This window comes from Shinella sp. NM-101, from assembly GCF_021401195.1.
Classification (GTDB): Bacteria; Pseudomonadota; Alphaproteobacteria; order Rhizobiales; family Rhizobiaceae; genus Shinella.
In genome coordinates this window covers 1-26637 of sequence record NZ_JACBFT010000021.1, presented here as the reverse complement: position 1 = coordinate 26637, position 26637 = coordinate 1, and the positions used below count along the sequence as shown (strand labels likewise).

Annotated in this window: 20 protein-coding genes and 3 pseudogenes; 13 read left to right on the top strand and 10 right to left on the bottom strand. The window is 63.1% G+C overall.

The genetic code is table 11. The features are described from left to right. Positions 1–41 precede the first annotated feature (41 nt). From L0976_RS25235 to L0976_RS25225, 3 genes are read right to left on the bottom strand one after another with little or no spacing between them, the layout of a single operon-like run. Complete coding sequence (locus L0976_RS25235) at positions 42–3341, bottom strand: error-prone DNA polymerase (RefSeq protein WP_234189702.1); 3300 nt, start codon at positions 3339–3341, stop codon at positions 42–44. After that, a complete protein-coding gene (locus tag L0976_RS25230) occupies positions 3338–4852 on the bottom strand; it encodes a DNA polymerase Y family protein (protein ID WP_234189701.1) in 1515 nt (504 codons plus the stop codon). The genes L0976_RS25235 and L0976_RS25230 overlap by 4 nt, the downstream gene beginning before the upstream one ends. Continuing rightward, positions 4770–5456: an ImuA family protein gene (locus tag L0976_RS25225; protein WP_370643845.1), complete on the bottom strand. Its 687-nt coding sequence runs from the start codon at positions 5454–5456 to the stop codon at positions 4770–4772. The genes L0976_RS25230 and L0976_RS25225 overlap by 83 nt, the downstream gene beginning before the upstream one ends. A gap of 278 nt (positions 5457–5734) precedes the next feature. Here L0976_RS25225 and L0976_RS25220 point away from each other — a divergent pair. Next, positions 5735–6316, top strand: a pseudogene (locus tag L0976_RS25220) (UvrD-helicase domain-containing protein); the annotation flags it as partial. 55 nt (positions 6317–6371) lie between these two features. Here L0976_RS25220 and L0976_RS25215 read toward each other — a convergent pair. After that, on the bottom strand, positions 6372–7073 hold the full coding sequence (locus L0976_RS25215; protein ID WP_234189699.1) for an IS6 family transposase: 702 nt from the start codon (positions 7071–7073) through the stop codon (positions 6372–6374). Positions 7074–7117: 44 nt separating this feature from the next. On the opposite strand from L0976_RS25215, the gene L0976_RS25210 reads away from it, so the two are divergent. Together L0976_RS25210 and L0976_RS25205 are read left to right on the top strand one after the other, a co-directional pair. Then, positions 7118–7252: a DUF924 family protein gene (locus L0976_RS25210; RefSeq protein WP_234189698.1), complete on the top strand. Its 135-nt coding sequence runs from the start codon at positions 7118–7120 to the stop codon at positions 7250–7252. 97 nt (positions 7253–7349) lie between these two features. Next, entirely contained in the window at positions 7350–7580 is a 231-nt protein-coding gene (locus tag L0976_RS25205; protein ID WP_024845346.1) for a hexameric tyrosine-coordinated heme protein, read from the top strand. A gap of 47 nt (positions 7581–7627) precedes the next feature. Here L0976_RS25205 and L0976_RS25200 read toward each other — a convergent pair whose 3' ends face one another. Both L0976_RS25200 and L0976_RS25195 read right to left on the bottom strand, forming a co-directional pair. Then, positions 7628–9979 carry a heavy metal translocating P-type ATPase gene (locus tag L0976_RS25200; protein WP_255696201.1) on the bottom strand — a complete coding sequence of 784 codons (2352 nt, stop codon included), beginning with the start codon at positions 9977–9979 and terminating at the stop codon, positions 7628–7630. A 35-nt stretch (positions 9980–10014) separates the two neighbouring features. Further along, on the bottom strand, positions 10015–11403 hold the full coding sequence (locus tag L0976_RS25195) for a mercuric reductase (protein WP_130520663.1): 1389 nt from the start codon (positions 11401–11403) through the stop codon (positions 10015–10017). A 293-nt stretch (positions 11404–11696) separates the two neighbouring features. Here L0976_RS25195 and L0976_RS25190 point away from each other — a divergent pair, with 293 nt between their 5' ends. Beyond that, entirely contained in the window at positions 11697–12476 is a 780-nt protein-coding gene (locus tag L0976_RS25190) for an acetoin reductase (RefSeq protein WP_130520665.1), read from the top strand. Between the two features lie 256 nt (positions 12477–12732). On the opposite strand, the gene L0976_RS25185 is transcribed toward L0976_RS25190, so the two are convergent. The 3 genes from L0976_RS25185 to L0976_RS25175 all read right to left on the bottom strand — a co-directional run bounded on the left by L0976_RS25185 (position 12733) and on the right by L0976_RS25175 (position 17159). Then, on the bottom strand, positions 12733–14694 hold the full coding sequence (locus L0976_RS25185; RefSeq protein WP_234189697.1) for a heavy metal translocating P-type ATPase: 1962 nt from the start codon (positions 14692–14694) through the stop codon (positions 12733–12735). A gap of 120 nt (positions 14695–14814) precedes the next feature. Then, positions 14815–16050 carry a chromate efflux transporter gene (gene chrA / locus L0976_RS25180; protein ID WP_234189750.1) on the bottom strand — a complete coding sequence of 412 codons (1236 nt, stop codon included), beginning with the start codon at positions 16048–16050 and terminating at the stop codon, positions 14815–14817. Between the two features lie 185 nt (positions 16051–16235). Next, positions 16236–17159, bottom strand: coding sequence for a LysR family transcriptional regulator (locus L0976_RS25175; RefSeq protein ID WP_234189696.1), 924 nt, complete (start codon positions 17157–17159; stop codon positions 16236–16238). Between the two features lie 169 nt (positions 17160–17328). On the opposite strand from L0976_RS25175, the gene L0976_RS25170 reads away from it, so the two are divergent. Genes L0976_RS25170 through L0976_RS25150 form a run of 5 tightly spaced genes read left to right on the top strand, consistent with a single transcriptional unit; the run spans position 17329 to position 21272 of the window. Then, positions 17329–17907 carry a TetR/AcrR family transcriptional regulator gene (locus L0976_RS25170; RefSeq protein ID WP_130520671.1) on the top strand — a complete coding sequence of 193 codons (579 nt, stop codon included), beginning with the start codon at positions 17329–17331 and terminating at the stop codon, positions 17905–17907. Positions 17908–17910: 3 nt separating this feature from the next. Then, positions 17911–19056: an efflux RND transporter periplasmic adaptor subunit gene (locus tag L0976_RS25165; protein ID WP_234189695.1), complete on the top strand. Its 1146-nt coding sequence runs from the start codon at positions 17911–17913 to the stop codon at positions 19054–19056. After that, positions 19053–20186, top strand: a complete 1134-nt coding sequence (locus L0976_RS25160; RefSeq protein ID WP_130520672.1) for an ABC transporter permease — start codon at positions 19053–19055, stop codon at positions 20184–20186. The genes L0976_RS25165 and L0976_RS25160 overlap by 4 nt, the downstream gene beginning before the upstream one ends. A 1-nt stretch (position 20187) precedes the next feature. After that, the gene (locus L0976_RS25155) at positions 20188–20880 is read left to right on the top strand and encodes an ABC transporter ATP-binding protein (RefSeq protein WP_130520674.1); all 693 of its coding nucleotides are present in this window, start codon (positions 20188–20190) and stop codon (positions 20878–20880) included. A gap of 14 nt (positions 20881–20894) precedes the next feature. Continuing rightward, positions 20895–21272, top strand: coding sequence for a hypothetical protein (locus L0976_RS25150; RefSeq protein WP_130520676.1), 378 nt, complete (start codon positions 20895–20897; stop codon positions 21270–21272). A gap of 229 nt (positions 21273–21501) precedes the next feature. Here L0976_RS25150 and L0976_RS25145 read toward each other — a convergent pair. After that, positions 21502–21777: pseudogene (locus L0976_RS25145) on the bottom strand (integrase core domain-containing protein); the annotation flags it as partial. Positions 21778–21919: 142 nt separating this feature from the next. Between L0976_RS25145 and L0976_RS25140 the strand changes: the two are divergent. From L0976_RS25140 to L0976_RS25125, 4 genes and pseudogenes are all read left to right on the top strand, one after another. Further along, the gene (locus tag L0976_RS25140) at positions 21920–23182 is read left to right on the top strand and encodes an IS110 family transposase (RefSeq protein ID WP_234189694.1); all 1263 of its coding nucleotides are present in this window, start codon (positions 21920–21922) and stop codon (positions 23180–23182) included. 116 nt (positions 23183–23298) lie between these two features. Continuing rightward, positions 23299–24327, top strand: a complete 1029-nt coding sequence (locus L0976_RS25135; RefSeq protein WP_234189693.1) for an IS110 family transposase — start codon at positions 23299–23301, stop codon at positions 24325–24327. A 361-nt stretch (positions 24328–24688) separates the two neighbouring features. Continuing rightward, positions 24689–26215, top strand: a complete 1527-nt coding sequence (istA, locus tag L0976_RS25130; protein ID WP_234189749.1) for an IS21 family transposase — start codon at positions 24689–24691, stop codon at positions 26213–26215. Beyond that, a pseudogene (locus L0976_RS25125) lies at positions 26205–26519 on the top strand (ATP-binding protein); the annotation flags it as partial. The gene istA and the pseudogene L0976_RS25125, both read left to right, overlap by 11 nt. Positions 26520–26637: the final 118 nt, after the last annotated feature.

Here is a 26637-nt window from a genome sequence, read left to right as displayed (position 1 = left end):
GTGCGGGGGCGATGTTAATATGCCGAGCCTCCGATCCTGACCTACTTGAAATCTCGGGCTTTCGGGAACGGGTTCGGCATAGTGTCAGGCTCGGGATAAGTACCATTATGCCGAGCTCGGCATAATGGTACATAGATGTCGCGCGCGGGCGCCGCCGCTTTTGGCCGCTCGCGCGGGTCCGGTGCGCCATTGCCACGCGCGAATTCGTCACCCCGGCCATGCGGCAAGGGAAATTGTTCGTCCCGCTCGCCCAGTCGGCCGAGATCGTCCGACAGATCGAATAGCCGTTGCGCGACAAGGTGAACGACGTCCCCTTCCCGCTGGATTTTTCCGTTAATCGCCATCATCGAAGCGGAGAGAAGAACGCGGCGCTGGCGCTCGAACAGCGTCGGCCAGACCACCGCATTGACGATGCCGGTCTCGTCTTCGAGCGTCAGAAACATCACGCCCTTGGCCGAGCCCGGCCGCTGGCGCACCAGCACCAGGCCGCCGGTCATCAACCAGCGGCCGTCGCGCTCGGCCATCGCTTCGGCGCATGTCACCATCCCCTTCTGGCGAAGGTCTTTGCGGAGGAAGGCGATCGGGTGCTGGCGGAGGGTGAGGCCGGTGTGGGCGTAATCTTCGACGACCTCGTGCCCTGCCCTCATCGAGGGCAAGACGACCGAGGGCTCCTGCACTTCCGAGACTTGGCGCGCTTCGCGCTCGGCGGTCGCGGCCCAAAGCTCAAGCGGCTCGTCGCGCAGCGCCTTGATCGCCCATAGCGCATCACGGCGTTGGAGCTGCAGTGACGGCAGGAACGCATCGGCCTCGGCCAGTTTCACCAGCGCGGCCGTCGGCACGCCGGACCGCCGCCAGAGATCGTCGGCGGAGGCGAAGGGGTCTTCGGCGCGCGCCGTGACGATGCGGGCGGCATCCACCGTCGAGAGCCCCTTCACCATGCGCAAGCCGAGGCGGACCGCGCAATGACGGCTTCCATCGACTTGCTCGAGTGTGCAGTCCCAGCGCGATGCGTTGACGCAGAGGGGCCTGATCTCGACACCATGCTGCACGGCGTCCTTCACGATCTGGGCCGGCGCATAAAAACCCATCGGCTGTGAATTGAGGAGCGCGGCACAGAACGCGTCCGGGTGGTGGCATTTGACCCAGCTCGACGCATAGGCAATCAATGCAAAGCTGGCAGCATGGCTCTCGGGAAAGCCGTAGCTGCCGAACCCTTCCAACTGAGAAAATGTGTTCTCGGCGAACTCGGCCGAATATCCGTTCTTGACCATGCCGGCGATCAGCTTGTCCTTGAACTTCGAGACGCCGCCGGAGAACTTGAACGTCGCCATGGATTTCCGCAACTGGTCCGCCTCCCCGCCGGTAAACCCGGCGCAGACCATGGCGACTTTCATGGCCGACTCTTGGAACAAAGGCACACCGAGGGTTTTCGAGAGCACCGCCTCCAGTTCGGGTGTCGGATAGACGACCGGCTCCTTGCCTTCGCGCCGGCGGAGATAGGGATGCACCATGTCGCCCTGGATCGGCCCGGGTCTAACAATCGCCACCTGCACGACCAGATCATAAAATGTGCGCGGTTTCAGGCGCGGCAGCATCGACATCTGCGCCCGGCTTTCGATCTGGAAGGTGCCGAGCGTGTCGGCCTTGCGGATCATGGCATAGGTGCGCGGATCCTCGGCTGGGATCGAGGCGAGGTCGCGGACATCACCCTTGTGCCCGGCCATCAGGGCGAAGGCCTTGGCCATGCAGGTCAGCATGCCCAATGCCAACACGTCGACCTTCATGAATTTCAGCGCCTCTATATCGTCCTTGTCCCACTCGATGACCTGGCGATCGTCCATGCGCGCCGGTTCGATCGGCACGAGATCGTCGAGCCGGTCATTGGTCAGGACGAAGCCACCGGGATGCTGGCCGAGATGGCGCGGCGTGCCCATCAGCTGCTGCGCCAGTTCCAGCGTCAGCTTCAGCCGGTAGTCGGCCGCGTTGAGATTGTTCTCCCGGATCTGCCGTTCCGAGACCCCTTCCGACCAGCCCCAGACGCCCGACGATAGCTGGCTGATCATGTCTTCCGGCAGACCGAGCGCCTTGCCAACATCACGCAGCGCCCCCTTGGCCCTGTATCGCGTTACCGTCGAACAAAGCGCGGCCTTGCTGCGACCGTAGGTGTTGTAGATCCACTGGATGACCTCCTCCCTCCTCTCATGCTCAAAATCGACGTCGATGTCCGGCGGCTCGTCCCGCTCCTGGCTAATGAAGCGTTCGAACAGCAGGTCGTTGGTATCAGGGTCGATGGAGGTGACGCCGAGACAATAGCAGACGGCCGAGTTGGCGGCGGAGCCCCTGCCCTGGCAAAGAATCCCCTTCGACCGGGCGAACCGGACGATCGAGAACACCGTCAGAAAATAGGGCGCATAGTTCATGACCCGGATCAGCTCCAGCTCGTCGCGCAAGGATTTTTGGACCTTGTCAGGCACGCCCTCGGGATAGCGATTGGCGGCTCCCTCCCAGGTGAACTTGACCAGCGACTGCTGCGGATCGAGACCGGGGACGATCGCCTCTTCCGGATACTGGTATTGCAGCTCCTTCAAGTCGAACTTGCAGCGTTCGACGATTTCGCGACTGCGCGCCAGAGCTTCCGGGTATTCGGCAAACAGCCGGTGCATTTCCTCAGGCGCCTTGAGAAAGCGGTCGGCATGACGCTCACGGTCGAAACCGACCTCATCGATGGTCGTTCGCGTCCGGATGCAGGTCACGACGTCCTGCAGCTGCCGGCGGCTCGGCCCATGAAACAGCACGTCGTTGGTGACGACGGTGCGAACCTTGAAGCGGGCGGCCATGGCTGCGATGCCGTACAGGCGCATCCGGTCGTTCGGCCGGCGGCGCAGGCAGAGGCTCACATAGGCGCGATCGCCGAACAACTCACCCATCTTGCGAAGCTGGACGGCGCAGGTCTCGTCGGCTTCATCCGGGACTAGCACTCCGATCATGCCAGCCGCGTGCTCGGCCACATCAGTAAAATCGATCAGGCAGTTTCCCTTGCCGCCGTGGCTTTTGCCGAGCGACAGCAGCCGCGTCAGCCGCGAATAGGCCGAGCGATCCATGGGATAGACGAGGATCGACATGCCGTCGGTGAGATCGAGCCGGCATCCGACGACGAGCCGAACGCCGGTGGCTTTGGCAGCTTCCCAGGCGCGCACGATGCCGGCAAGGCTGTTGCGATCAACGACACCGATCGCGTCGATGCCAAGCGCGGCCGCCGTGGCGAACAGTTCATCGGCGCTGGACGCCCCGCGCAGAAACGAAAAATGCGTCGTAACCTGAAGCTCGGCATAGGGTGTCATCCGAACACCCCATGCACGAACCAGAGGTGCGAGCCGGTTTCGGGATCGATGCCGTCGCCGGCGCGATAGACCCAGTAACGCTCGCCAAGCTCGTCCTCGACCACGAAATAGTCCCTGACCGCCTGGAACTCGCGCGGCCTGCGCCACCATTCGCCGAAGATGCGTTCCGGACCGTCGGCGCGCATGACCTTCCGCCGCTTGCCGCGCCACGTGAATACCGCCGGCGGCTGGTCCGGCAGCAGAGCGATGACCTCGATGCGCTCCGGGTTTGCGAAGAGCCGCGTCGGCCGCGGCCATTTTACCGCCCAGGCTTCGCCGATATCAGGCGCGGTTGCAGCTATCCGCCGGACCGAACGCTCGGGTACGTCGGAGGCGACGGGCGCGACGCGAAACAGCCGGTGGCCGCGATTGCCGAGGATATCGACCAGCGGCGTGATGTCGGCAATCTCCTCTTCGATCAGCGCGGAAGCGACCTGCCGCTCCTCCAGCGGCTCGGCGAAGACGGCGACCAGCACCAGCTTCTCGATGCCGAAACCGGGATCGATGGTCTCGATGCGGTCACAGAGAAGCTTCGACAGCCGAGCCGGATCGCGGACGGGTTTGGCAAGACCGGCGCGGAGATGCTGGCGCGTGTTGTCGACGCGATGCACGAAAAGGTCGCAGCGCCGCGCGCCGAGGCCGTCTTCGGCAAGGCGAGCCGAGAGCTGGCCGACCAGCCGGCGCACATATTTGGCGATGGTCTCAGGTGCGCCGATCGGCTCGGCAAAATTCTTCGCGACCTCCACCAGCTCCGGCGTGCGGATCGGTTCGATCGGTTCGGCGATGCGGCCAAACATCTGATCCAGCCGGCGCGCGGGCTCCGGCCCGAACCGCAACGTCAGAGGTGCTCGTGGCATGGCCGAGAGCTGGCCGACCGTGTCGATGCCGAGAACACGCAGGCCCTGGACGATCTCCGCCGGTAGCCGCAGCGCGACGATCGGCAGGTCGATGACCGCTTTCGGCACGTCGCCCGCCGGCACCACCGTCGTTTCCGCCGCCAGCAGCCGGGCGAGCGCATGCGCGGCGCCCCATGTATCGGCGACAGCGGCTCGCGCCGTGAGCCCGCGGCCGCGCAGCATGTTGACGAGGCCCGACACGAGCAGCGCTTCGCCGCCGTGCAGGTGATCGGCGCCTTCCGTATCGATGACGAGACCGTCGGCACCATCGACCGCAACGACTGGGCTATATTGCCGAAGCGTCCAGAGCGCCAGCCGTTCCAGCGCAGCCGCGTCCTCGACCGGGGCCGCATCCACCATGAGAAGATCGGCGACCATGGCCTGCGCCTTGCTGGCGGCCATGCCGATGCGCAGGCCAAGCTTCATGGCTATCGGATCGGCGGCAGAGATCCAGCGTTTCGAACCGCGGCGGGCAATAACGACCAGCGGCTTGTCAGCCGGCAAGGCTTCGCCAGCGTGCCGTCTGATCCTCTCCGTCGCGAGCTGTGGGAAGTAGATCGATACGACCTTGGGCATCGGGGGCTCCAATTTCAAATTCGGCGCATTGGCCGGCTTTCACGCGCATCAGTTCTGCGAGCCAGCGCGCCCTCCCGACGCCGGCAACAGGTAGTCTTTCCGACGGCAGGGTGCTGATGCGCCACCGTGTCGTCGAGGCGGTCGGCTGCCCATAGTCCGAGGCCTCGTTTTGCCTTCGCCATCGCCGCAGCACGATGCCCATGGCCCCCGTCTTCTCGGCGGCGAGTTGCAGGCGCCGCGAGGCGGTCATCGGCAAACGGACAAGCTCGCCGACCACGGCGGCAAGTCCGCCGAAGGACAAGCCCTCCTCCATCGCCGACAGCGCCTCCTCTTCCCGATCGCTTTCGCAAAAGACCACACGGTCCGGATGGAGCCCGGCCTGGGCGACGGCAGGGAAAAACAGGTCGGGGCGCGTCATGCACCACAGAACCTTGCCACGGGATCGGGCGGCGATGCCGGCAACGAACAGCGCCGCCGCAGCGCCATCGACTGTCCCTCCCCCGCCGCCGGCGATCTCGTGCAACGCCCCGAAGGCGAGCCCTCCTCCCGGCAGTGCCCGATCAACCTCGGAGACGCCGAAAGGCAGCACTTGCCTTGCGCGCATCGAGCCGCCTTCAAGCTGGCCGATGCGCTCGCGAAGCTCCGCCAGCACGGGGTGGAGGGCATGGTTTGCCACGGCAGAATTGTTACTCCTTCAGGGTTTTCAGCGGTTCTTTAAGCTGATATGTTCATTATTTGTTCCGATTGCCCAACTGAGTCAATCGGGCCTCCGCTCCGGAAGTACCCCTCGGCTAAGTCGTTGAAACGAATCCCTTAGCTTCATCAAGGAGATATCCATCGATCGGAGGGGTAGGAAATTTTTCTTAGGCATGCTGGGGACAAATGGCGGCTGCGCATCTCGAAAAACTCAACGATCGGCAGCGCGAAGCTGTTGAACATGGCGTTGGTCTGCCGGACGGAAAGATTGGCGGCCCGCTGCTGATCATTGCCGGCGCGGGCAGCGGCAAGACCAACACGCTGGCACACCGCGTCGCGCACCTGATCGTCAACGGCGCCGATCCGCGGCGCATTCTGCTCATGACCTTTTCCCGTCGTGCGGCCTCGGAAATGGCGCGCCGCGTCCAACGCATCTGCCGGCAGGTGCTCGGCGACAACGCCGCCATCATGACCGACGCACTGGCCTGGGCCGGCACCTTCCATGGCATTGGTGCCCGGCTCCTGCGCATGTATGCCGAGCAGATCGGTCTCAGCGTCGACTTCACCATCCATGACCGGGAAGACAGCGCCGACCTGATGAACCTCGTCCGGCATGACCTTGGTTTTTCCGCCAAGCAGAGCCGGTTCCCCACCAAGAGCACCTGCATCGCTATCTATTCCCGCGTCGTTAATTCGCAGGCTTCGATCAAGGAGATCCTGAAATCCTCCTATCCCTGGGTATTGGAATGGGAGGAAGAGTTGAAGCGGCATCGTAAAGTTAACTTCAGCGAAGCAAAAGCGTGACGCCCGCCACGTGCACTGCTCATGTGCGAGCGATCTTCGCCCATAGGTTCATCGCCGCTGTGCGCAGTTCGCGATGATGGCTGGAGGGAATGTCGTGGCGCGGGATGTGGAAGAGGTTGGCAATCGGATCATGGATGGAAACGAAGAGTTGCAGATGTCGCTTTGACTTGAAGCGCTTCATGATCCGCTCTCGCCGTCGGATCGGCTGGTGGGAATTCTCCGCCCGATTGTTCAGGCCTTTATGGGAGCGGTGCTCGACACCGGGCATGATTTCCTGCTTTGCGGCGCCATAGGAGCGAAGCTTGTCGGTGATCATCACGCGCGGCGATCGTCCCTGGCCTTTCAAAAGCTTGCGCATCAGGCGCTTGGCCGCCTTGGCGTCGCGGCGGCTTTGCACCAGAACCTCCAGGACAAAACCGTCCTGATCCACGGCGCGCCATAGCCAATGCTTCTTGCCCCGGATCGAAATAACGACCTCATCGAGATGCCATTTATCGCCGAGTCGGCCGCGCGAACGTTGACGGATTTGGTTGGCGAAAGTTCGTCCGAATTTCTCTGCCCACAGCCGGATCGTTTGATGCGAGACAATGATGCCGCGAGCGGCCAGCATGTCTTCGACCATCCGCAGGCTCAGGGGAAAACGGAAATAGAGCCACACCGCGTGGGCAATGATTTCAGGGGGAAAGCGGTGACGACGGTAGAGCGGATCACGGTCTGTCATGCCTCTTCATCGCCTATCAAGCCCCAAGTTCCGTTAACTTTACGATGCAGCGCAAGGTCATCGCCGCTTTCGGCCGTCACCCGCACCGCAATCAGGTCCTCGGCCGAGAATCGACGCAGGCGGAAGACGCTTACATCGCTGGAGGGGATTTCCCGCACGAGAGGGCGTTTCAGGCGTGACGCCTGGAGGCGAAACGCATCGAGGGTTGATGCTTTCGTCGGCTGCTCGGGTAGATTACGGTTGTTGCGTATTCGTATTCTCTGGAAGGAAAACATCATGGCTGACACTTGGCTTCCCTCACTCAAGACAGCAACCCCGCAGGAGGGGTTCGACCTTGCCACCAAAATGGCGCGGGTCGGCGTCAAGGTGACCCAGCCGTCCGCAGAAATTCGCGACAAGCTGCGCGCGGCCTACGATCAGGACACCGCGCAGCTGATCGCCTCCTCACAGGTGATCGCCATCCATTTCCAGACGGTGGCAGCCGCCAACAATTATTGGCGCGACTGACGCCCGGTCAATCATAGGCGAGGGCGTCAGTCGCACCGGCGTTTCAGTCAAAGTTTCAGCCCTCGCAATCGCAGCGCATTGGCGATGACGCTGACCGACGACAACGACATGGCGGCCGCCGCGATGATCGGTGAAAGGAGGAGGCCGAAAGAAGGGTAAAGCACGCCCGCGGCAATCGGGATGCCGGCGGCATTGTAGATGAAGGCGAAGAACAGATTCTGGCGGATATTCGCCATCGTCGCCTGCGACAGACGCCGCGCCTTCACGATCCCCATCAGATCACCCTTGAGCAGGGTGACACCGGCGCTTTCGATGGCGACATCGGTGCCCGAGCCCATGGCGATCCCGACATCGGCAGCCGCCAGCGCCGGCGCATCATTGACGCCGTCGCCCGCCATGGCGACCACACGGCCTTCCGCCTTGAGACGGCTCACCACGGCGCTCTTTGCATCCGGCAGCACGTCGGCCTCGACCTCATCGATGCCCAGTTGACGTGCGACAGCTTCGGCTGTGGTTTTATTGTCCCCGGTCAGCATGACGATGCGGATACCCTCGCCATGTAAGGCTTTCAACGCTTTCTGCGTCGTTGCCTTGACCGGATCGGCAATGGCGAAAATGCCGCCGGCCCTGCCCTCAATGCCGATATAGATCGCCGTCGCGCCATCGTGGCGCAAGGCGTCCGCCCGTTCGGCAAGGGCCGACGCATCGACACCATGCTCCTTGAGGAACGCCGCATTGCCGAGCACGATCGCCTTGCCCTCGACGGTGCCGAGCGCGCCCTTGCCGAGAGGAGAGTCGAAGTCCACCACGGGCGGGACCTCGATGCCCTTCTTCTCTGCCGCCTCCACGATCGCCAGAGCAAGCGGATGTTCCGACGCCTTCTCGACGCCAGCGGCAAGCCGCAGGATTTCCGTTTCATCGAAGCCGTTTGCCGCAACGACCGCCGTCACCGACGGCTTGCCCTCGGTGAGCGTGCCGGTCTTGTCGACGACGAGCGTGTCGACCTTCTCCATATGTTCGAGCGCCTCGGCGTTCTTGATCAGGACGCCGGCGCTCGCACCCTTGCCGACGCCGACCATGATCGACATCGGCGTCGCCAGCCCCAATGCGCAGGGACAGGCGATGATCAGCACCGAAACGGCCACGACCAGCCCATAGGCAAAGCGCGGCTCCGGCCCCCAGATGCCCCAGACGATGAAGGCGAGAATTGCAATGACAATGACCAGCGGCACGAACCAGCCCGAGACCTGGTCGGCCATGCGCTGGATCGGCGCCCGCGACCGCTGCGCGTCGGCCACCATCTGGACGATGCGCGACAGCATGGTATCGCGGCCGACCTTTTCCGCACGGATCACCAGCGCCCCGGTCTGGTTCAGCGTGCCGCCGATGACCTGATCGCCTACAGTGCGGGTGACGGGCATGGATTCGCCGGTCACCATCGCCTCGTCGAGCGAAGAGCGGCCGTCCTCGACCACGCCATCGACGGGCACTGTCTCGCCGGGCCGCACGCGCAGCCTGTCACCGAGCACGACATGCTCGACCGGCACGTCTTCCTCCATGCCGTCGTCACTGACGCGCCGCGCCGTCTTCGGCGCCAGATCGAGAAGCGCCCTGATCGCGCCTGATGTCTGCTCGCGGGCGCGCAGTTCCAGCACCTGGCCGAGCAGCACCAGAACGGTGATGACCGCCGCCGCTTCGAAGTAGACCGCGACCGTGCCATCTTCCGCGCGAAAGGCGGCGGGGAAAATGCCCGGCGCAAGGACGGCGACGATACTGTAGGCCCAGGCGACGCCCGTGCCCATGGCGATCAGGGTGAACATGTTGAGGCTGCGATTGACCAGCGACGCCCAGGCGCGCTCAAAGAACGGCCATCCGCACCACAAAACCACCGGCGTTGCCAGAACGAGCTGAATCCAGATCGATATCCGCATCGGCACCAGATGATGCAACGCGGGCACGAGGTGGCTGCCCATTTCGAGCACGAACACCGGAGCGGCGAGGACCAGCCCGATCCAGAAGCGCCGCGTCATGTCGGCGAGTTCCGGGCTGGGGCCGCTGTCGGCGGTCACCATCAACGGCTCCAGCGCCATGCCGCAGATCGGGCAGCTTCCCGGCCCATCCTGCCGGATCTCGGGATGCATCGGACAGGTCCAGATCGCTCCCTCGGGCGCGTCCGGAGCGGGCGCCGCGTCTCCTGCAAGATAACGGGCCGGGTCCGCCTTGAATTTCGCCTTGCATGAAGCCGAGCAGAAATAATGGGTGTGGCCCTCATGGGTCAGGTGATGTTCCGCTGTCTGCGGATCGACCTCCATGCCGCAGACGGGGTCCTTCACAAGATGCCCGTCACCCGAATGGGCGTGACCATGCGAATGGTGCTGATGCTCACCGTGTCCGTTCATTCTCTAACCCGCCGCCTCACCTGAACCTGGAAAACTCATCGTTTCGCTACATTGCCAAACAGCGCGTTCAGCCCCTCGGCCATTGTCGGATGCGCAAGAACCGCATCGCGCAGGACACTGTAGGACAGACCGCCAAGCATGGCCGCCTGCGCCACGGCCATCACTTCTCCGGCCTCCGAACCGATCATCGCAAAGCCTGCGATCCGGTCCTGTGGATCGATCAGCGCCTTCATGAAGCCCGAGGTTTGCGAGGTCGTCCGCGTCCGCAGCACCGCCTTCATTGGCAGTTTCGCGACGCGCAAATCCATTCCATTGGCCCGCGCTTGCGCTTCGCTCATGCCGATGCGGGCAAGGGGCGGGTCGATGAACATGCAATAGGGCATCAGCCGCCCGGTGGTCGTTCTGTCTCCACCGTCAAGATTGTCCCGGATAATTCGGAAATCATCGAGCGATGCGTGGGTGAATTGCGGACTTCCCGCGCATTCTCCGATGGCCCAGACGTCCCTTGCAGTTGTCTCCAGTCGATCGTTCACCTTGATGTAACCGCGATCCGTCAGCGCAATGCCTGCCTCTTCGAGACCGATCCCTCGCGTGTTGGGCGTGCGGCCGGCAGCGACCAGAATGTCCGTGCCCTCGATCGTTCTTAAACCGCCCGGCGTCCGAATGGTGGCGCGCACGCTTTCGCACGACCGGCCCTCCACCTTCTCGACTTCGGCCGACAAAAGCACCTCCATGCCTTCCGCCTCCAGAATCCGCCGAACTTCTTCGGACACATCTTCATCCTCGCGCTTCAGCAGCCGTGGCCCACGGTCCACAATGGTGACGCGGCTGCCGAAACGCCGATAGGCCTGCGCGAGTTCAAGGCCGACATAGCCGGCGCCGAGCACGATCAGATGTGCCGGCAACCGGTCCAGTTCGAGCGCCTCGATATGGGTGAGCGGCCTGGCTTCGGCCAGACCGGGGACGGGTGGAATGGTTGCATGTGTTCCAAGATTGAGAAACAGCTTGTCCGTGGCGAGCAGTCGCGTCCCGCCGTCGTTCAAGGCAACTTCGATCGTTTCTGGTCCGATGAGGCGGGCGTTGCCCATGATGAGTTCCGCGCCCGTCGCCTCGTAGCGTTCGAGATGAAACGCAACCAGACCCTCGACCATGGCGCGCTTGCGCGCCACGACCGTCTTCATGTCGACCGAGACAGGGCCGGATGCAACGCCGTACTCCGCGGCGTGGGCAACGGCATGAGCAATACCCGCGCTCCATATCTCGTTCTTGCTGGGCAGGCAGTTGATGTTGGGGCACGAGCCGCCGATCCAGCGCCGCTCGATGACAGCTACCTTCTGGCCGGCTTGCGCCATATGCCAGGCGAGGTATTTCCCGCCCTCGCCACTGCCGATCACGACAGCGTCGTAGCGTTCCGCTTCCATCATCAACTATGCATCCTTCTGCAACAGCGACCCTATCCGCGCGATGAAAATATGGCGCTCGGCCATATATGCGGGATCATGTCATACTCTTGCGGTGTCGAACAATCACTGTTGCTTTTGAGGGAGGCCCCTTGAGGTGGCCTTACTGCCAGTTTCGGCGCCGTCGCATCATTTCCGGGCCACGGCCTTTAAATGGACCGGAATCATCGAGTGTAGTCGGTTCTGCTCCGGCTGTATTGCCCGAAAGGGAACATCCTGGCTGCACAGGATTGGCCAACTTTCTGTAGGAGAAAATCATGTCGTTGAATGGCAAAGTCATTTTGGTAACCGGCGCTGGCCAGGGGATCGGACGCGGCATTGCGCTGCGGCTTGCAAAGGAAGGCGCCGACCTCGCGCTGGCCGATGTCAAGGCTGACAAGCTCGACTCCGTTCGCAAGGAAGTCGAAGCGCTCGGACGCAAGGCCACCACCGTCATCGCCGATGTCAGCAAGCGCGACGACGTCTACGCCGCTATCGACCATGCGGAAAAGCAACTCGGCGGATTCGACGTCATCGTCAACAATGCCGGCATCGCCCAGGTCAAGCCGATCGCCGACGTCACGCCCGAGGACATGGACCTGATCTTCCGGATCAATGTCGACGGCGTGCTCTGGGGTATCCAGGCGGCTGCGAAGAAATTCAAGGATCGCGGACAGAAAGGCAAGATCATCAATGCCTGCTCGATTGCCGGACATGACGGCTTCGCCATGCTTGGCGTCTATTCGGCGACCAAGTTCGCCGTGCGTGCGCTGACGCAAGCCGCCGCCAAGGAATATGCCAGCGCGGGCATCACGGTGAACGCCTACTGCCCCGGCATCGTCGGCACCGACATGTGGGTGGAGATCGACGAGCGCTTTTCCGAGATCACCGGAACGCCGAAGGGCGAAACTTACAAGAAGTATGTCGAAGGCATCGCTTTGGGTCGCGCGCAGACGCCGGAGGACGTGGCAGCGTTGGTCGCCTTCCTCGCGGGCGCCGATTCCGACTACATAACGGGACAGTCGATCCTGACCGATGGCGGTATCGTCTACCGATAAGGCCGCCTGCCAAATCGCGAAAGTTCAGAAGCGTCCGCACCGGGAAACGGGCTTGTGAAAATTTCTCCCTCCAGCGGAATGGTTCCGTCTGGAAGAGCCGCCTTTGTCGAGAGAATTGTCCTCTTGTTGCTTGGCATGGCCATCGCCGCCTTCGGCCGCCATTCGTACCACAGGTTCTTGACCGGCATTCGACGCCTACTGAAGAGCGGTCGGTTCCTCATCTACGCGGGTTTCGGGCGGGATTGCCGTCATCCGGTCAAACCCCTGACTGGTATGAAGGCTCTACAGGGCCGGCGTCGGGTTGGCGTCGCAGTGAGGTCGCACTGCGCCCCCGGATCGGGTCGGCGAGCAGCCTGAGGCCGTTCAGCACCACCAGCACCGTGCCGCCTTCGTGTCCGACGACCGCGAGCGGCAGCGGCAGGGCGAAGAACAGGCTCGAGGCGACCAGAAGCAGCATCATGCCGATGGCGAAAATCAGATTCTGACGAATGATCCGTCGGGTACGGCGCGCCAACCGATGCGCGGCGGCAAGGCGGGCCATGTCCTCCGACAACAGCGCGACATCGGCTGCCTGCAAGGCGACGTCGCTGCCCGCTGCGCCCATGGCGATGCCGACATCGGCCCGCGCCAGCGCGGCGGCGTCGTTCACCCCGTCGCCGACAAAGGCCACCTTTCCATTCTTCGCCAGTTCGCCCACCAGCCGGACCTTGTCTTCAGGCAGAAGATCGGCATGGACATCCTTTGCCTCCAGTCCGAGTTCCGCGGCGATCCGCAAGCCGACAGGGCGCCGGTCGCCGGTCATCATGGCGATAGTGCCCACCCCAGCCGTCCTGAGCGCAGCCAGTCCGGCGGCCGAGGTCTCGCGCGGGCGGTCGGCGACGGTGAGCGCACCATAGACCCGATCTCCCCGCCCCAGCCACACCACGGTCTGGCTGCCGTCCGTCAGCTGCGCAAATTCGGGTGCGTCGAGCGATGCGCCCATGCGCGCGGCCATGCGCGGATTGCCGGCCCAGAGCGAGCCCACGGCATCCTCCCCCGTAATCCCCTCACTGGGCACGGTTTCCACATCGCGCACCTCGGCGGCGATTATGCCTTTTTCGTCGATGTGGCGGCGGATCGCATCGGCAATTGGATGTTCGGAATGCGCCTCGAGACCGGCGATCAATGACAGGAACCGCTCTTCGGCCTGTGCTCCCGATTCCGACGCCATCACCTGCGTCACCTCGGCCTTGCCTGTGGTCAGCGTACCGGTCTTGTCGAAGGCGAAGATATCGACATCTGCCAGCGTCTCCAGCGCCGCGCCACCCTTGAACAGCACGCCGCCGCGCGCGGCCGCCGCCAATGCCGAGAGGATCGCGGCCGGGACCGATATCACCACCGCGCAGGGGCTGGCCGCGACCAGCAGCGTCGCGGCGCGATAAAGCGCATCCTGCATTGTCCAGCCGAGTGCGAGGAATATAACGAGAGCCATTATCGCGCCGGCCAGCACCGCGATGGTATAGCGCTGGCCGAACCAGGCGCTGAACCGTTCGGAAGGAGCGCGCTCGGCCTGAGCCTCGGTCACCAGTTCGATCATTCGCGCCACGGTGCTTTCCGCGACCGGGCGGGTGACGCGCACCACCAGCACGGCGTTGAGGTTCACCGTGGCCTCAAACACCTTAGCACCGCGACTTTTGCCGACCGGCATCGATTCGCCGGTGATCGTCGCCTCATCGAGCGAGCCTTCCCCTTCCGCCACCTCGCCATCGGCCGGCACACGCGCACCGGGGCGCAGCACCACCAGGTCGCCGGCCACGAGATCGCCCACCGAAACTTCCGTGATGGTGCCGTCAGGAGCGCGCCTGAGCGCGGTGTCGGGACGCAGCGCCATCAGCGCCTCGACGGCATGGCGTGCCCGGCCCATCGCCCGCTGCTCCAACGTGGTCGAGAGGCTGAACAGCGTCAGCAGCACCGCCCCTTCGAGCGCAGCACCCACCGCGGCGGCGGCAAGGGCGGCCACGATCATCAGAAGATCGATGTCGAGAATCCGCTCGCGCCAGAGCGACATCAGGGCCCGGACCCCGGTCGGCACACCACCGGCCAGATAGACCAGCACGAGACCGACCGGTCCCCAAAGACCGGGGATCAAGAAGGCATCGACAGTCGCAAGCGCCATCCCGGCAAGCGTGATGCCGGTCAATGCTGTCATGAAGCGGTCGGAAGAAAGGTCGATTTGCAATTTGTGTTCCTGGCTGTGCCGCGACGGCGGCAGTGGCTGGGGGAGACCGGCGATGATGCGCCGGATGGGCTGGCGTTACATTCCCGGTCGATCAGGCTCCTGGTCGCTATTCTTTTTCCATTACGACATCGAGCTTACCTCCAGGATCGCGCCGCCGGCAGCCGCAATCAACACCACGAGCGATGGCGGGAATTTCCAGCTCATCAGGGCCACGAAGCAGGTCAGCGCCAGCGCAAAGTCACGGGGCGAACCGACCGAGCTGGTCCAGAGCGGATCGTAGAGCGCGGCGCCCAGAATGCCGACCACCGCGGCATTGGCCCCTGCCATCGGCGCCCGCACGCCGGAGCGTGCGCGCAGCGTGTTCCAGAACGGCAGCGCGCCGACAAGCAGCAGGAAGCCCGGCAGGAAGATCGCAAAAAGGGCAAGCGTCGCGCCGGCGATCCCGTTCGGGCCGGGTTCGAGCAGCATGCCGAGATAGCCGGCGAAGGTGAAGAGCGGCCCCGGCACCGCCTGGGCCGCGCCATAGCCGGCCAGGAACGCATCGGGCGTGACCCAGCCCGGGCGAACCACTTCGGCTTCCAGCAAAGGCAAGACCACATGGCCGCCGCCAAATACCAGCGCACCAGCGCGATAGAAGGCGTCGATCACCGCTAGGCCCTGCGCGGGAAATAGCATCACAGCTAGCGGCAGGCCGAAGATCAGGATGAAGAACAGGGCCAGCGCGATTGTTCCCGCCTGCCGCGAAACCGGGAAATGCAGCGCTTCACCCGGCGCTCCCGCCGTGTCCCGGCAAAGCCAGAGCCCGGCGAGCCCACCGAGCAGGATTGCACCCAGCTGACCCGTGGCTCCCCCGATCAGCACCGCCATCAATACGGCGGCGAGCGCGATCGTCTGGCGTGAGCGGTCGGGACAAAGCGTGCGCGCCATCCCGCAGACCGCCTGCGCCACGATGGCCACCGCGACCAGTTTCAACCCGTGCAGCACCCCGATGCCGAGCGGGCCTGAAAACGCCCCCGCTCCGAGCGCGAACAGCATCAACAGCAGGGCGGAAGGCAAGGTAAAACCAAGCCAAGCGGCCAGCGCACCCGCCGGCCCGGCACGCTGCAGACCTAGAGCGAAGCCGACCTGGCTGGATGCTGGCCCAGGAAGGAACTGGCACAGCGCGACCAGGTCGGCGTAGCCACGATCGTCGATCCAGCCGCGCCGGGCAACGAATTCCTCGCGGAAATAGCCCAGATGCGCGATCGGTCCACCGAAGGAGGTCAGGCCCAGTTTCAGGAAGGCGGCCAGAACCTCGCCGGGGGTTCCTTGTCGTCGGCTTTGGGCCACGGCATTCAGCGTGTCATTGGCGGGCATGATCTCTCCGTGATGCTCGCGATTTCCGGGACTCACCAGACGCCCTGAAAGGGCGCATGCGATCATTGTCCCTGTAATGGGGCAATGGAACAGACCGGTGACTGCCGAAGCGCGCGCCTCGTCTTCCATCAGCATCGCAAGCGGTGTCCACAGGACCGCACCCCGCAAGAGAGATAACGGATGACTCATGCCGTGGTTGTCCGGGGAAGACCAGCCTGCGGACGACGGCCCTCCAGAAGGTCGGCGTCGGTGGCGAGCGCATCAGCCATGAAATCCATGAATGCACGGATACGGGCGGTGTTGCGCAGGTCCTCATGGGTCAGCAGCCACAGATCGAGCCGGAAATCTTGCGGAAACAGGGCGATCCGGACAAGATCGGGGGTACGGTCGGCTACGGCGCAGGGCAGCGGCGCAAGGCCGATTCCGGCCCTTGCCGCGGCAATCGCGGCCGAGATCGAGTTGGTGCGATAGATTGGCCGCATTTTCGGCAGCCAACCCGCCAACTGATGACCGATCGCTCCATGTGACCGGCCGAAGCCGATCCAGTCGCTGCCGGCAAGATCGTCATCAAGCCCCTGAGCGGCGCGTTCTGCCGAGGCATAGACCCCGAAGGCCAGCCGGCCGACACGCCGGCCGACCAATGTTTCCTGCGGCGTGTTGCCGATGCGCAGTGCGACATCGGCCTCGCGTCGGGTCAGGTCCAGGGGAGTGTCCGAAACGATCACTTCCAATTCGATCCCTGGCTGCGCTGCATGGAAGGCCGCCAGATGCGGTGGCAATAACCCGATCGCCAGCATATCGATGGCTGTGATGCGGATAAGCCCGCTCAGGCGCTGGTCCTGTCCGGTCACCTGACGCGACAGGGCGATAATTTCCTCGTCGATCCGGATGGCGGTCTCCTGCATGGCCTCTCCGGCGCCCGTCAGCGCATAGCCGTCCGGCAACCGCTCGAAGAGCCGAACGCCCAGACGTTCCTCGAAGGCGCTGAGACGGCGAAACACGGTCGAGTGCGTTACGCCAAGGCTGCGCGCTGCGCCAGACAGCGTGCCCGCCCGGGCCACAGCGAGAAAGAAGCGCAGATCGTCCCAGTTCTGGTTCTGTGCATCCATGAAGGATCACCCCTTCCAAGCCTGCTCCCATTGCCGGCAGCTTGTCGCCATCTTGCCGGCAACACCGCGCGTTCGCTTTGCTCCGTCAGAAAAGCTTGACCACGATCATTGCTCCACTTAAGTATGTGATTGCTCACTTACTAGGTACTTTATGCGAAAATCCGCGGAATTGCGCAAGGCCGAAATCGTCGCGGCCGTCCTCGACCTGGCCGATCGGATCGGGCCGGATCGGGTGACGACAGGTGCTGCCGCAGCGGCCGTGGGCGTCAGTCAGGCGGCCCTGTTCCGGCATTTCCCCACCAAGGCCGAGATGTGGCTTGCCGTGGCGGATCATGTGGCCGGGGAACTGGCAATAGCCTGGCAACGGGCCATGACTGGGACTGATGGCCCCATCGACCGGGTCACGGCGCTGGTGGGCGCGCAACTGGGGCAGATTGTTTCCACACCGGCGCTGCCGATGCTGCTGTTCTCGCGCGAGCTGAATGTCGGCAATGAGGATTTGCGCGCGGCCTTTCGAGGTCTGCTGATGAAGTTTCAGGGGCTGATCGTGACCGAACTGGCGCGCGGTCAAACAGCCGGTTCCCTGCGCCGCGAAGTCGCCCCAGAGGATGCCGCCGTTCTGCTGACGTCGCTGGTGCAGGGCATGGCGATCCGCTGGTCGCTCGGCGCGCGCAACTTTTCCCTGATCGGGGAAGGCAAGCGGGTCCTTGAAATACAACTTCGGCTTTTGACCGGGAAGGAGGATTAGGCCATGCGGCGTCGGTGGATGTTAGGTGCGGCGGCGGGTCTGGTGCTGGGCGCGGGTGTGCTGTTCCTCACCGAGCGACCGCTCACGGTCAGCGTGGTGCAACCAGAGCAGGATGTGGCCCTGCGCATCTATGGCCTTGGCTCGGTCGAGGCGCGGATCCTCAGCCGGGTCGGGTTCGAGGTTGGAGCTGCCCTGACCGGGCTGGCCGCCGACGTCGGGGACCGGGTAGTCAGAGGGCAGGAACTGGCGACCCTCGATCCAGCCGAGCAGGAGGCGCGCACCGCCCGCGCCCGCGCTGCGGTCGAGGCCAATGTCGCCGCCCTCGCCCGCGCCGAGGCCACGGTGGCGCGTGCCCGCAGCGTACTGGCGCAGCGCCAGGCGGCAAATCAGCGTCAGCAGGGATTGGCACAGCGCGATGTGTCCTCGATCCAGCGCGCCGAGGAAGCGCAGCGCGACGAGGACGTGGCCCGTGCCGATCTTGCGGTCGCCCAGGCGGATGTGGCGGTGATCCGTTCTCAGGGCGCGGATGCGGCGGCAGCCCTGCAACAGGAGAAGGTCCTTCTCGCCCGTCATCGGCTGAGCGCACCCTATGACGCGGTGATCGTCACGCGCAATGCCGAAGCGGGAACGGTGGTACGGGCCGGCGACCCGATCTTCACCCTGATCGCTCCCGAAACGGTCTGGATCCAGGCCTATGTCGATGAGGAGCGCGCCGGCCAGCTTGCGCTTGGCCAGCCCGGCACGATCCGGCTGCGCTCGCAGCCCCAGGCTGAATTCCATGGCACCATCGCCCGCATCGGGCTTGAAAGCGACCGGGTGAATGAGGAACGCCGGATCTGGCTGACCTGCACGGACTGCCCCCAGCCGATGTATCTCGGCGAGCAGGCAGAGGTGCGCATCACCACCGGTAACCGCGACAGTGCGCTGATGGTGCCCGAGGTGGCGATCACCGGTTTCGACGGCCATCGCGGGCGGGTCTGGCTGGTACGGGACGGACGATTGGAGCAGGTCGAACTGACCTTCGGCGCGCGCGACGATCGTGGTCGGGTCGAAGTCACGGGCAGTCTGCCGGACGATGCCGCCATCGTCGCCCGGATGCCGCAAGGCGCGACCGAGGGGCGGCGGGCGCGGACCAGGACCACGCCATGAACCTTGCTCTCAAGGATATACGCCACGGACTGTTCCGCTTCGTCCTCACCTGTTTCGGGCTGGGGCTCTTGATGACGGTCGTGCTGTCGATGATCGGCATCTATAACGGCCTTGTCGCCGATGCGCTGGCGGTCGTGAAGGCGCCGGCGGCAGATGTCTGGGTGGTCGAGAGCGGCACCCAGGGGCCGTTTGCCGAAGCCTCGAACATCCCGCTGACCACGCGCGACGCCGTGGCGCGGATGCCCGGCGTGGCCGAAGCCGGCGCGATCAATTTCCAGAACATCGAGGCTGCCCATGCCGGCGCTTCGCTCCGGCTCTACGTCATCGGCTATGAGCCGGGACATCCCGGCGGGCCGCAGCGCATCGCCGAAGGGCGCGGCATCGGCACAAGCCATTTCGAACTGGTGGCAGACCGCAAGACCGGTCTTCTGACCGGTGAGACGATCCGTCTCGGGCGCAACCGTTTCACCGTGGTCGGGCTGGTCGAAGGAGCAATGAACGCGGGCGGCGATCCAGCGGTCTATATCACGCTGTCCGACGCGATGGCATTGCAAACCGAGCTTGACCCCGCAGCCCAGCGCGTTCAGGCGGCGCGGGGCGCCGTTTCGGTCAAGTCCGCTTCGGTCGCGGCCGTGATCGCACGGGTAGCGCCGGGCGCGGATGTCGAATTGCTGACAGCGACCGTGCGGCAATGGAAACATCTGGCGGCGCTGACGCAAGCCGAGCAGGAGGACATTCTGGTCTCCTCGGTGGTCGATCTGGCGCGGCGGCAAATCGGCCTGTTTCTCGGTATCCTGCTCAGTGTTTCGGCGGTAGTGATCGCGCTCATCATCTACACGATGACGATGGAGAAGCTGAAGCAGATCGCCACGCTGAAGCTGATCGGCGCGCCCGACCGCACCATCATCGGGCTGATCGTGCAGCAGGCGCTGATCCTCGGTGCTTCAGGCTGGGGGATCGGACTCGTGCTGATCCTGACGGTAAAGGACTATTTCCCGCGCCGGGTGGTGCTGGAGCCGTTCAACGTGATGGTGCTGGCCGGGATCATCTTCGCCGTCTGCATCGCCGCCTCGGGCCTTGGCGTACGGGCGGCGATGAAGGTCGATCCCGCTACGGCTCTGGGGAGCTGACATGGCGGACGGCGAAATCCTCATCGACGTGAAAGGTGTGGCCAAGCATTTCGGCGAGGGCGAAACCCGTGTCGATGCACTGCGCGACGTCGACCTTCAGGTCCGGGCCGGAGAGGTGATCGCGCTTCTTGGCCCCTCCGGCTCGGGCAAGACCACACTGCTCAACGTCATCGGCTGCATCCTGGCGCCATCGGCGGGCAAGGTGACGCTGGACGGCGAGACGGTGTTTGAGGGGCAATGGCTGCGGCGCGACCTGCGGCGGCTCAGGCTGGACAAGATCGGCTTCATCTTCCAGACGCACAACCTTCTGCCCTTCCTGACCGCCGAAGAAAACGTTGCCGTGGTCCTCGACCTCGCCGGCTGGTCGGTTGAGAAGGGTCGGGCGCGAGTACGCGAACTGCTCGATTATCTTGAAGTCGGTCGCCGCGCCGCGGCCAAGCCGGCGCTCCTGTCAGGTGGCGAGGCGCAGCGGGTGGCCATTGCGCGGGCGCTGGCCAACCGTCCCCGCATCATCCTGGCCGACGAACCGACCGCCGCGCTCGACGGCAAGCGCGCCGGACTGGTGATGGACCTGTTGCGCAAGCTTGCCGTCGAGCAGGAAGCCTGCATCGTCACCGTCACCCACGACGAGAAGATATTCGACCGCTTCGATCGCCTGATCCACCTGCGTGACGGCAGGCTGGCCGACGCCTGATATCTGAGGACACCATGACCGCAAGACCTCTCTCGCAATCCATCATCGCTGGCGTGGCGGTCGTGTTTGGCCTGGCTACCGTCATTTCGGGCGGCCGCGCGCTCTTCGGCGGGGCCGACATGGGAGCGGTGGTTCCCGTCGTGTTGTGGTTCAACTTCATGACCGGCTTCGCCTATCTGCTGGCAGGGATCGGACTTTGGCGCGGCACGGCCTGGGCGCCTGCCCTGTCCATCGGTATCGCGACGGCAACGGCCATGGTCCTTGCTTTCTTCCTTTGGCACGTCTGGCGCGGCGGGGCCTACGAGAGCCGCACGATGGCCGCGATGGTCCTGCGGCTCGGCATCTGGGTTGCTATTTCGACAGTTGCGGTAAAGATCCGATGGCCACGATAGTGGCTCGCGACGACTGCGCTGGCGAGTCGACAGGCATTCGCTTTGTCCCGTGTCGCGATATCGCGAAGTTGTTGGATTGGATATTAACTGAATTTGGCGCCGACCAGCTCATGCAAATGCTCAAGGTATGCGGCCAAAAATTCTTCAGAACCCATAATCATCAATCCGGTATATTTGATCTTACGCAAAATGTAATCTGCGGGTTCTTTTGGGACATCTCGTTATGTAATTATAGCTTTTCTCGGAGCGCTTCATACAGCGTTTTTCCATTGAACGCGCCGTGAGGCCTGGCAAAGTTGTAGAAGCGCTCCCATTCGTCGAGTTTGGCCTCCAGATCGACGTCGCCTTTGTAGCTGAGGAGCTGGTAGAATTCCTGTTGATCCGATCGGTGCGAACGTTCAACCTTGCCGTTCAGTTGCGGCGTGCCGCGCTTGATGTATGCATGGCGGATGCCCTGGTCCTCGACGTGCCAGTGGAACTTCGCCTGGAATTCATGGCCATAGCACCTACGGAAGGAACGAGCGGAGGCAGTTGAGACAGCGGTGCGCGCAGCTTTTCGCTGCAGGCGCGCACCGTTCGAGGCGGCCATGGCCAGTCAAGGTTTCTCTAGAATGTGAGTGTTCACAACCCATTCGGAGAGACCGACCATGACCAGCGCAAATATTATACCCGCCGATGCGGTGTTGGTAGCCATCGACATTGCCAAGATTCGCAACGAAGTTCTGATCGAAGACCCAGGCCACAAACGTCGCCGCCGGCTGCAGGTCCTCAACAGTCGTGCGGAGCATGATCGACTGATCGAAGTTCTGCAGACGTATGGCCGACCGGTGGTCTGCGGCTTTGAGGCGACGGGCAATTATCACCGGCCCATCGCGTGGCGCCTGGCCGAAGCAGGCTTCGAGGTGCGGCTGGTGTCGTCGCTGGCGCTCGCCCGAACCCGCGAGGCCTTGCACAACAGCTGGGACAAGAACGATCCCAAGGATGCGCAGGTGATGCTGCACATGCTGAAGATCCAGGCGACGCAAGTCTACCATGATCCACTGCGCGCCGGCATCAACGACGTGCAGGAACTGTCGAAGACGCATGAGGCGATCGCCAGGGCCAAGACCGAGATCCAGCATCGCATCCTGACGCATTACCTGCCGCTGTATTTTCCCGAGATCGATCGCTTCCGGGGAAACAGCCGCAGCGATTGGTTCTTCGCTTTCCTCGATGCCTTTCCGGCGCCGGCAAGTATTGTGGCGTTGACGAAGGAGGAGTTCGTTAAAGCTGCATGGAACGTCGTCGGTCGCAAAGTCAGCAAGACACAGATTTTGATGGATATTTACGAGACGGCGCGCACATCGATCGGACTGCCGCTACCGCTCGAGGCCCCTGCCATTCGTATGTTCCGGATGGTCATTGCCGAAGCGCGCAGCCTGATCCGGCAACGCAATGAGATCGAGGAACAGGCCGACGAACTGCTGCGGTGCAGTCAGGATTACCAGCTCCTGCGCCAGATCCCCGGCATCGGGCCGATCAACGCGTTGACGATCATTGCCGAGGCGGGAGATCTCCGGCGCTTTCACCATCACCGTCAGTTTCTCAAATTCTGCGGGCTGGATCTCTCGACCCAGCAGTCAGGCCAATATCGCGGCCAGACCCGCCTTTCCAAATTCGGCAATGCTCGGTTGCGCCGCACCCTGTGGATCGCCGGGCAAGTCGCCATCCGTCAGCGTGAGAATGGCTTTCGGCACAAGTTTGAACGCTACATCGCAAGAGATCGCGACAATCCAGACCTGCGCCGCAAGGTGATGACCGCAATCACCGCCAAGATGGCCCGCGTCGTGCACGCCGTCGTCAAAAGCGGTTCAGACTACCGGCCCTTCGTTGAAGGGCGGGTACCGGGTGGAAGGACCTCTGTCAGTTAGGGCCGTGAGGGTGTTGATTGCCACTGAGAACTGATGGAGTGGATGCCCCCTCCCGACGGCATCGCAATGTGCCAGAGTGATGTTCGCCAGAACGTCACTTAGAGGAGAGAGCGTCCATGAATGAAGTTAGCATCGTCGGCCTGGACCTTGCAAAGCGGGTGTTTCAGGTTCATGCCGCCGGAAGCGATGGCGGTGTGGTCTTGCGCAGGAAACTGTCTCGCGGCCAAGTGATCACCTTCTTTACGGAACTGCCCAAATGCACGGTCGCGATGGAAGCTTGTGCCACCGCGCATTACTGGGCGCGTGAGATCGGCAAGCTTGGCCACGAGGTTCGATTGATCCCGCCGGCTTACGTGAAGCCTTTCGTCAAACGACAGAAGAATGATGCTGCCGACGCGGAAGCGATCGTGGAAGCAGCGACCCGGCCGTCGATGCGCTTTGTCGTTCCGAAGTCTGAACCGCAGCAGGCCTGCTCCATGCTCTTCCGGACGCGGGACCTCTTCGTCCGTCAGCGAACACAGCTTATCAATGCCCTTCGCGCACATCTGGCCGAGCATGGTGTCATTGCACCTCAAGGCGTTGCGAACCTGGCCCTGTTGGCGGAGATTATTGAAGATCACGAGGCCGGCCTCGAACTTATCGTTGTAGAGACCGGGCGACTGTATCTGGACCAAATCGACGCGCTGTCCTCTCGGATCGCATCGCTGGAAAAGGCACTCAGATCGGAAGCGAAGCGTTCGCAGAGTACCGCTCGCCTCATGTCCATGCCCGGCATGGGACCGATTACCGCCATGGCAGTTGAGGCCTTCGCGCCCACGATGGCTACTTTCCGCAGGGGGCGAGACTTTGCGGCCTGGCTCGGCTTGGTGCCAAAGCAGCATTCGAGTGGAGGAAAGCAGGTTCTCGGCCGAACATCGAAGATGGGACAACGCGACATCCGCCGGCTTCTTATCATTGGCGCGATGACCGTCATTCGATGGGCATGCCGGAAGGCTCCACCCGAGAACTCGTGGCTGGCACGAATGCTGGCGCGCAAACCTCGCATGCTCGTCGCGATCGCCCTCGCCAACAAAATGGCTCGATCCATCTGGGCAATGATGACCAAGAACGAAGATTACAAGGATTCCGTTCTGCCTGCAGTGTAGGCAAGTGCTGAGCTAAGGTCAGGACGGATCGTCGGCGTGTGAGGAGGTCAGCGAACGGTAAGGACAAAGATCGGTGAGAGTGGGTCTGGGAATGCATCCGGGTCAGTGAGCCACGAGCTCGTAGAACTGTTTTTGCACCAGGTCCGCGTAGCTCCATACCGGCCAGCGGTCGTATTCGGGCCGCACAATAGGCCTGATACATGACCGCACCCGATCACACGTTCAAAGCCGCTCGAAGAACTGCTTGCATGAACGGGGGCATCCATACATGACCCGGCGTGGCCTGATATTTCCATTGAGAATTGACCCATGTTCCAACCTTCCCTCGCATGTTTTCAGCGGGGGCTATGGAGTGATCGACATGGCGTTATTGAGCGTGATCCGACGCTGGCATTTTCGAGAAGAACTATCGATCCGGGAGATTTGCCGCAGGACCGGCCTGTCCCGGAATACCATCCGCAAATACCTGCGCCTGGACGGCGTGGAGCCGAAGTTCAAAGTCCCGGAGCGGCCAAGCAAGCTTGATCCTTTTGCTGATCGGTTGTCTGCCTGGCTGAAGAGCGAATCCAAGAAGAACCGCAAACAGAAGCGGACGATGAAGCAGTTGCATGCCGATCTTATGAGCCTTGGCTACGAGGGCTCCTACAATCGGGTTGCGGCATTTGCTCGGGAATGGCGTGATGATCGGCAGAGAGAATTGCAGACGACGGGCCGCGGGACATATGTGCCCCTGGCGTTTGACCCCGGCGAAGCCTTCCAGTTCGACTGGTCGGAAGACTGGGCCATCATCGGCAATGAGCGCACCAAACTGCAGGTGGCGCACACGAAGCTGAGCTACAGCCGCGCCTTCATCGTTCGGGCCTATCTCCTGCAGACGCACGAGATGCTGTTCGATGCCCACAATCATGCATTCCGCGTGTTCGGAGGCATCCCCGGCCGTGGCATCTACGACAACATGCGTACCGCGATCGACAAGGTCGGCCGTGGCAAAGAGCGTGACGTTAACGTCCGTTTCCAGGCGATGGCCAGCCACTATCTGTTCGAACCCGAGTTCTGCAATCCGGCTTCAGGCTGGGAGAAGGGACAGGTCGAGAAGAACGTTCAGGACGCGCGTCATCGTCTTTGGCAGCCCACGCCGCGCTTTCCCTCGTTGGATGCTCTGAACGACTGGCTCGAGCAGCGCTGCAAGGAATTCTGGGCACAGACCCCACATGGGCAGATGCGCGGCACCATTGCCGACATCTGGGCGGAGGAAGCTACCGCGCTTATGCCTGTTTCCCGACCATTCGATGGGTTTGTCGAATATACCAAGCGTGTCTCTCCAACCTGCCTCGTGCATCTGGAGCGCAATCGCTACAGCGTCCCGGCATCCTTCGCCAATCGACCGGTGAGCCTGCGGGTCTATCCGGATCGTGTCGTGGTCGCTGCGGAGGGCCAGATCGTCTGCGAGCATCGTCGCGTCATCGATCGCTCTCATGACCGACCGGGGCAGACGATCTACGATTGGCGGCACTATCTGGCGGTCGTGCAGCGCAAGCCAGGTGCGCTTCGCAATGGCGCACCGTTCGCCGAACTCCCCGATGTATTCCGGGCCTTGCAGCAATACCTGCTGAAGAAGCCGGGCGGCGACCGGGAGATGGTCGATATCCTAGCGCTGGTTCTTCAGCACGATGAGCAGGCCGTCCTGTCGGCGGTCGACATGGCGCTGAAGTCTGGCGTTCCGACCAAGACGCATGTGCTGAACCTGCTGCATCGCCTTGTCGACGGCAAATCCTTCACACCGCCGACCATTGATGCGCCGCAAGCCCTGACGCTCGTCAACGAGCCCAAGGCCAATGTCGAACGATACGATGCCCTGAGAAAGACGGAGGCCCGCCATGCGTCATAATCCAGCAAGCGGCGCGATCGTCATCATGCTGCGGCAGTTGAAGATGCATGGCATGGCCCAGGCCGTTGGCGAGCTCACCGAACAAGGATCGCCGGCGTTCGAGGCCGCCATCCCGATCTTGTCACAGCTTCTCAAGGCGGAGACCGCGGAACGGGAAGTGCGATCGACGGCCTACCAGCTCAAGACCGCACGCTTTCCCGCCTATCGTGATCTGAATGGCTTCGATTTTACCAGCAGCGAGATCAACGAGGCACTCGTCCGCCAACTTCATCGCTGCGAGTTCCTCGACGACGCCAACAACATCTGAATAGCCCCTAGATTTGTAGACGCCTTCTCCCCTAAATCTGAGGCAGGAGGCCTACATGGGCAAAGGCAATTTCACGGAAGAGTTCAAGCGCGACGCGGTGCGTCAGATCACCGAG

Bases quoted from the DNA above. Each gene is read 5' to 3' on its own strand.
- L0976_RS25235 (WP_234189702.1), bottom strand. From the start codon at position 3,341: ATGACACCCTATGCCGAGCTTCAGGTTACGACGCATTTTTCGTTTCTG.
- L0976_RS25230 (WP_234189701.1), bottom strand. From the start codon at position 4,852: ATGCCCAAGGTCGTATCGATCTACTTCCCACAGCTCGCGACGGAGAGG.
- L0976_RS25225 (WP_370643845.1), bottom strand. From the start codon at position 5,456: ATGCGCGCAAGGCAAGTGCTGCCTTTCGGCGTCTCCGAGGTTGATCGG.
- L0976_RS25215 (WP_234189699.1), bottom strand. From the start codon at position 7,073: ATGACAGACCGTGATCCGCTCTACCGTCGTCACCGCTTTCCCCCTGAA.
- L0976_RS25210 (WP_234189698.1), top strand. From the start codon at position 7,118: ATGCAGCGCAAGGTCATCGCCGCTTTCGGCCGTCACCCGCACCGCAAT.
- L0976_RS25205 (WP_024845346.1), top strand. From the start codon at position 7,350: ATGGCTGACACTTGGCTTCCCTCACTCAAGACAGCAACCCCGCAGGAG.
- L0976_RS25200 (WP_255696201.1), bottom strand. From the start codon at position 9,979: ATGAACGGACACGGTGAGCATCAGCACCATTCGCATGGTCACGCCCAT.
- L0976_RS25195 (WP_130520663.1), bottom strand. From the start codon at position 11,403: ATGATGGAAGCGGAACGCTACGACGCTGTCGTGATCGGCAGTGGCGAG.
- L0976_RS25190 (WP_130520665.1), top strand. From the start codon at position 11,697: ATGTCGTTGAATGGCAAAGTCATTTTGGTAACCGGCGCTGGCCAGGGG.
- chrA (WP_234189750.1), bottom strand. From the start codon at position 16,050: ATGCCCGCCAATGACACGCTGAATGCCGTGGCCCAAAGCCGACGACAA.
- L0976_RS25175 (WP_234189696.1), bottom strand. From the start codon at position 17,159: ATGGATGCACAGAACCAGAACTGGGACGATCTGCGCTTCTTTCTCGCT.
- L0976_RS25165 (WP_234189695.1), top strand. From the start codon at position 17,911: ATGCGGCGTCGGTGGATGTTAGGTGCGGCGGCGGGTCTGGTGCTGGGC.
- L0976_RS25160 (WP_130520672.1), top strand. From the start codon at position 19,053: ATGAACCTTGCTCTCAAGGATATACGCCACGGACTGTTCCGCTTCGTC.
- L0976_RS25155 (WP_130520674.1), top strand. From the start codon at position 20,188: ATGGCGGACGGCGAAATCCTCATCGACGTGAAAGGTGTGGCCAAGCAT.
- L0976_RS25150 (WP_130520676.1), top strand. From the start codon at position 20,895: ATGACCGCAAGACCTCTCTCGCAATCCATCATCGCTGGCGTGGCGGTC.
- L0976_RS25140 (WP_234189694.1), top strand. From the start codon at position 21,920: ATGACCAGCGCAAATATTATACCCGCCGATGCGGTGTTGGTAGCCATC.
- L0976_RS25135 (WP_234189693.1), top strand. From the start codon at position 23,299: ATGAATGAAGTTAGCATCGTCGGCCTGGACCTTGCAAAGCGGGTGTTT.
- istA (WP_234189749.1), top strand. From the start codon at position 24,689: ATGGCGTTATTGAGCGTGATCCGACGCTGGCATTTTCGAGAAGAACTA.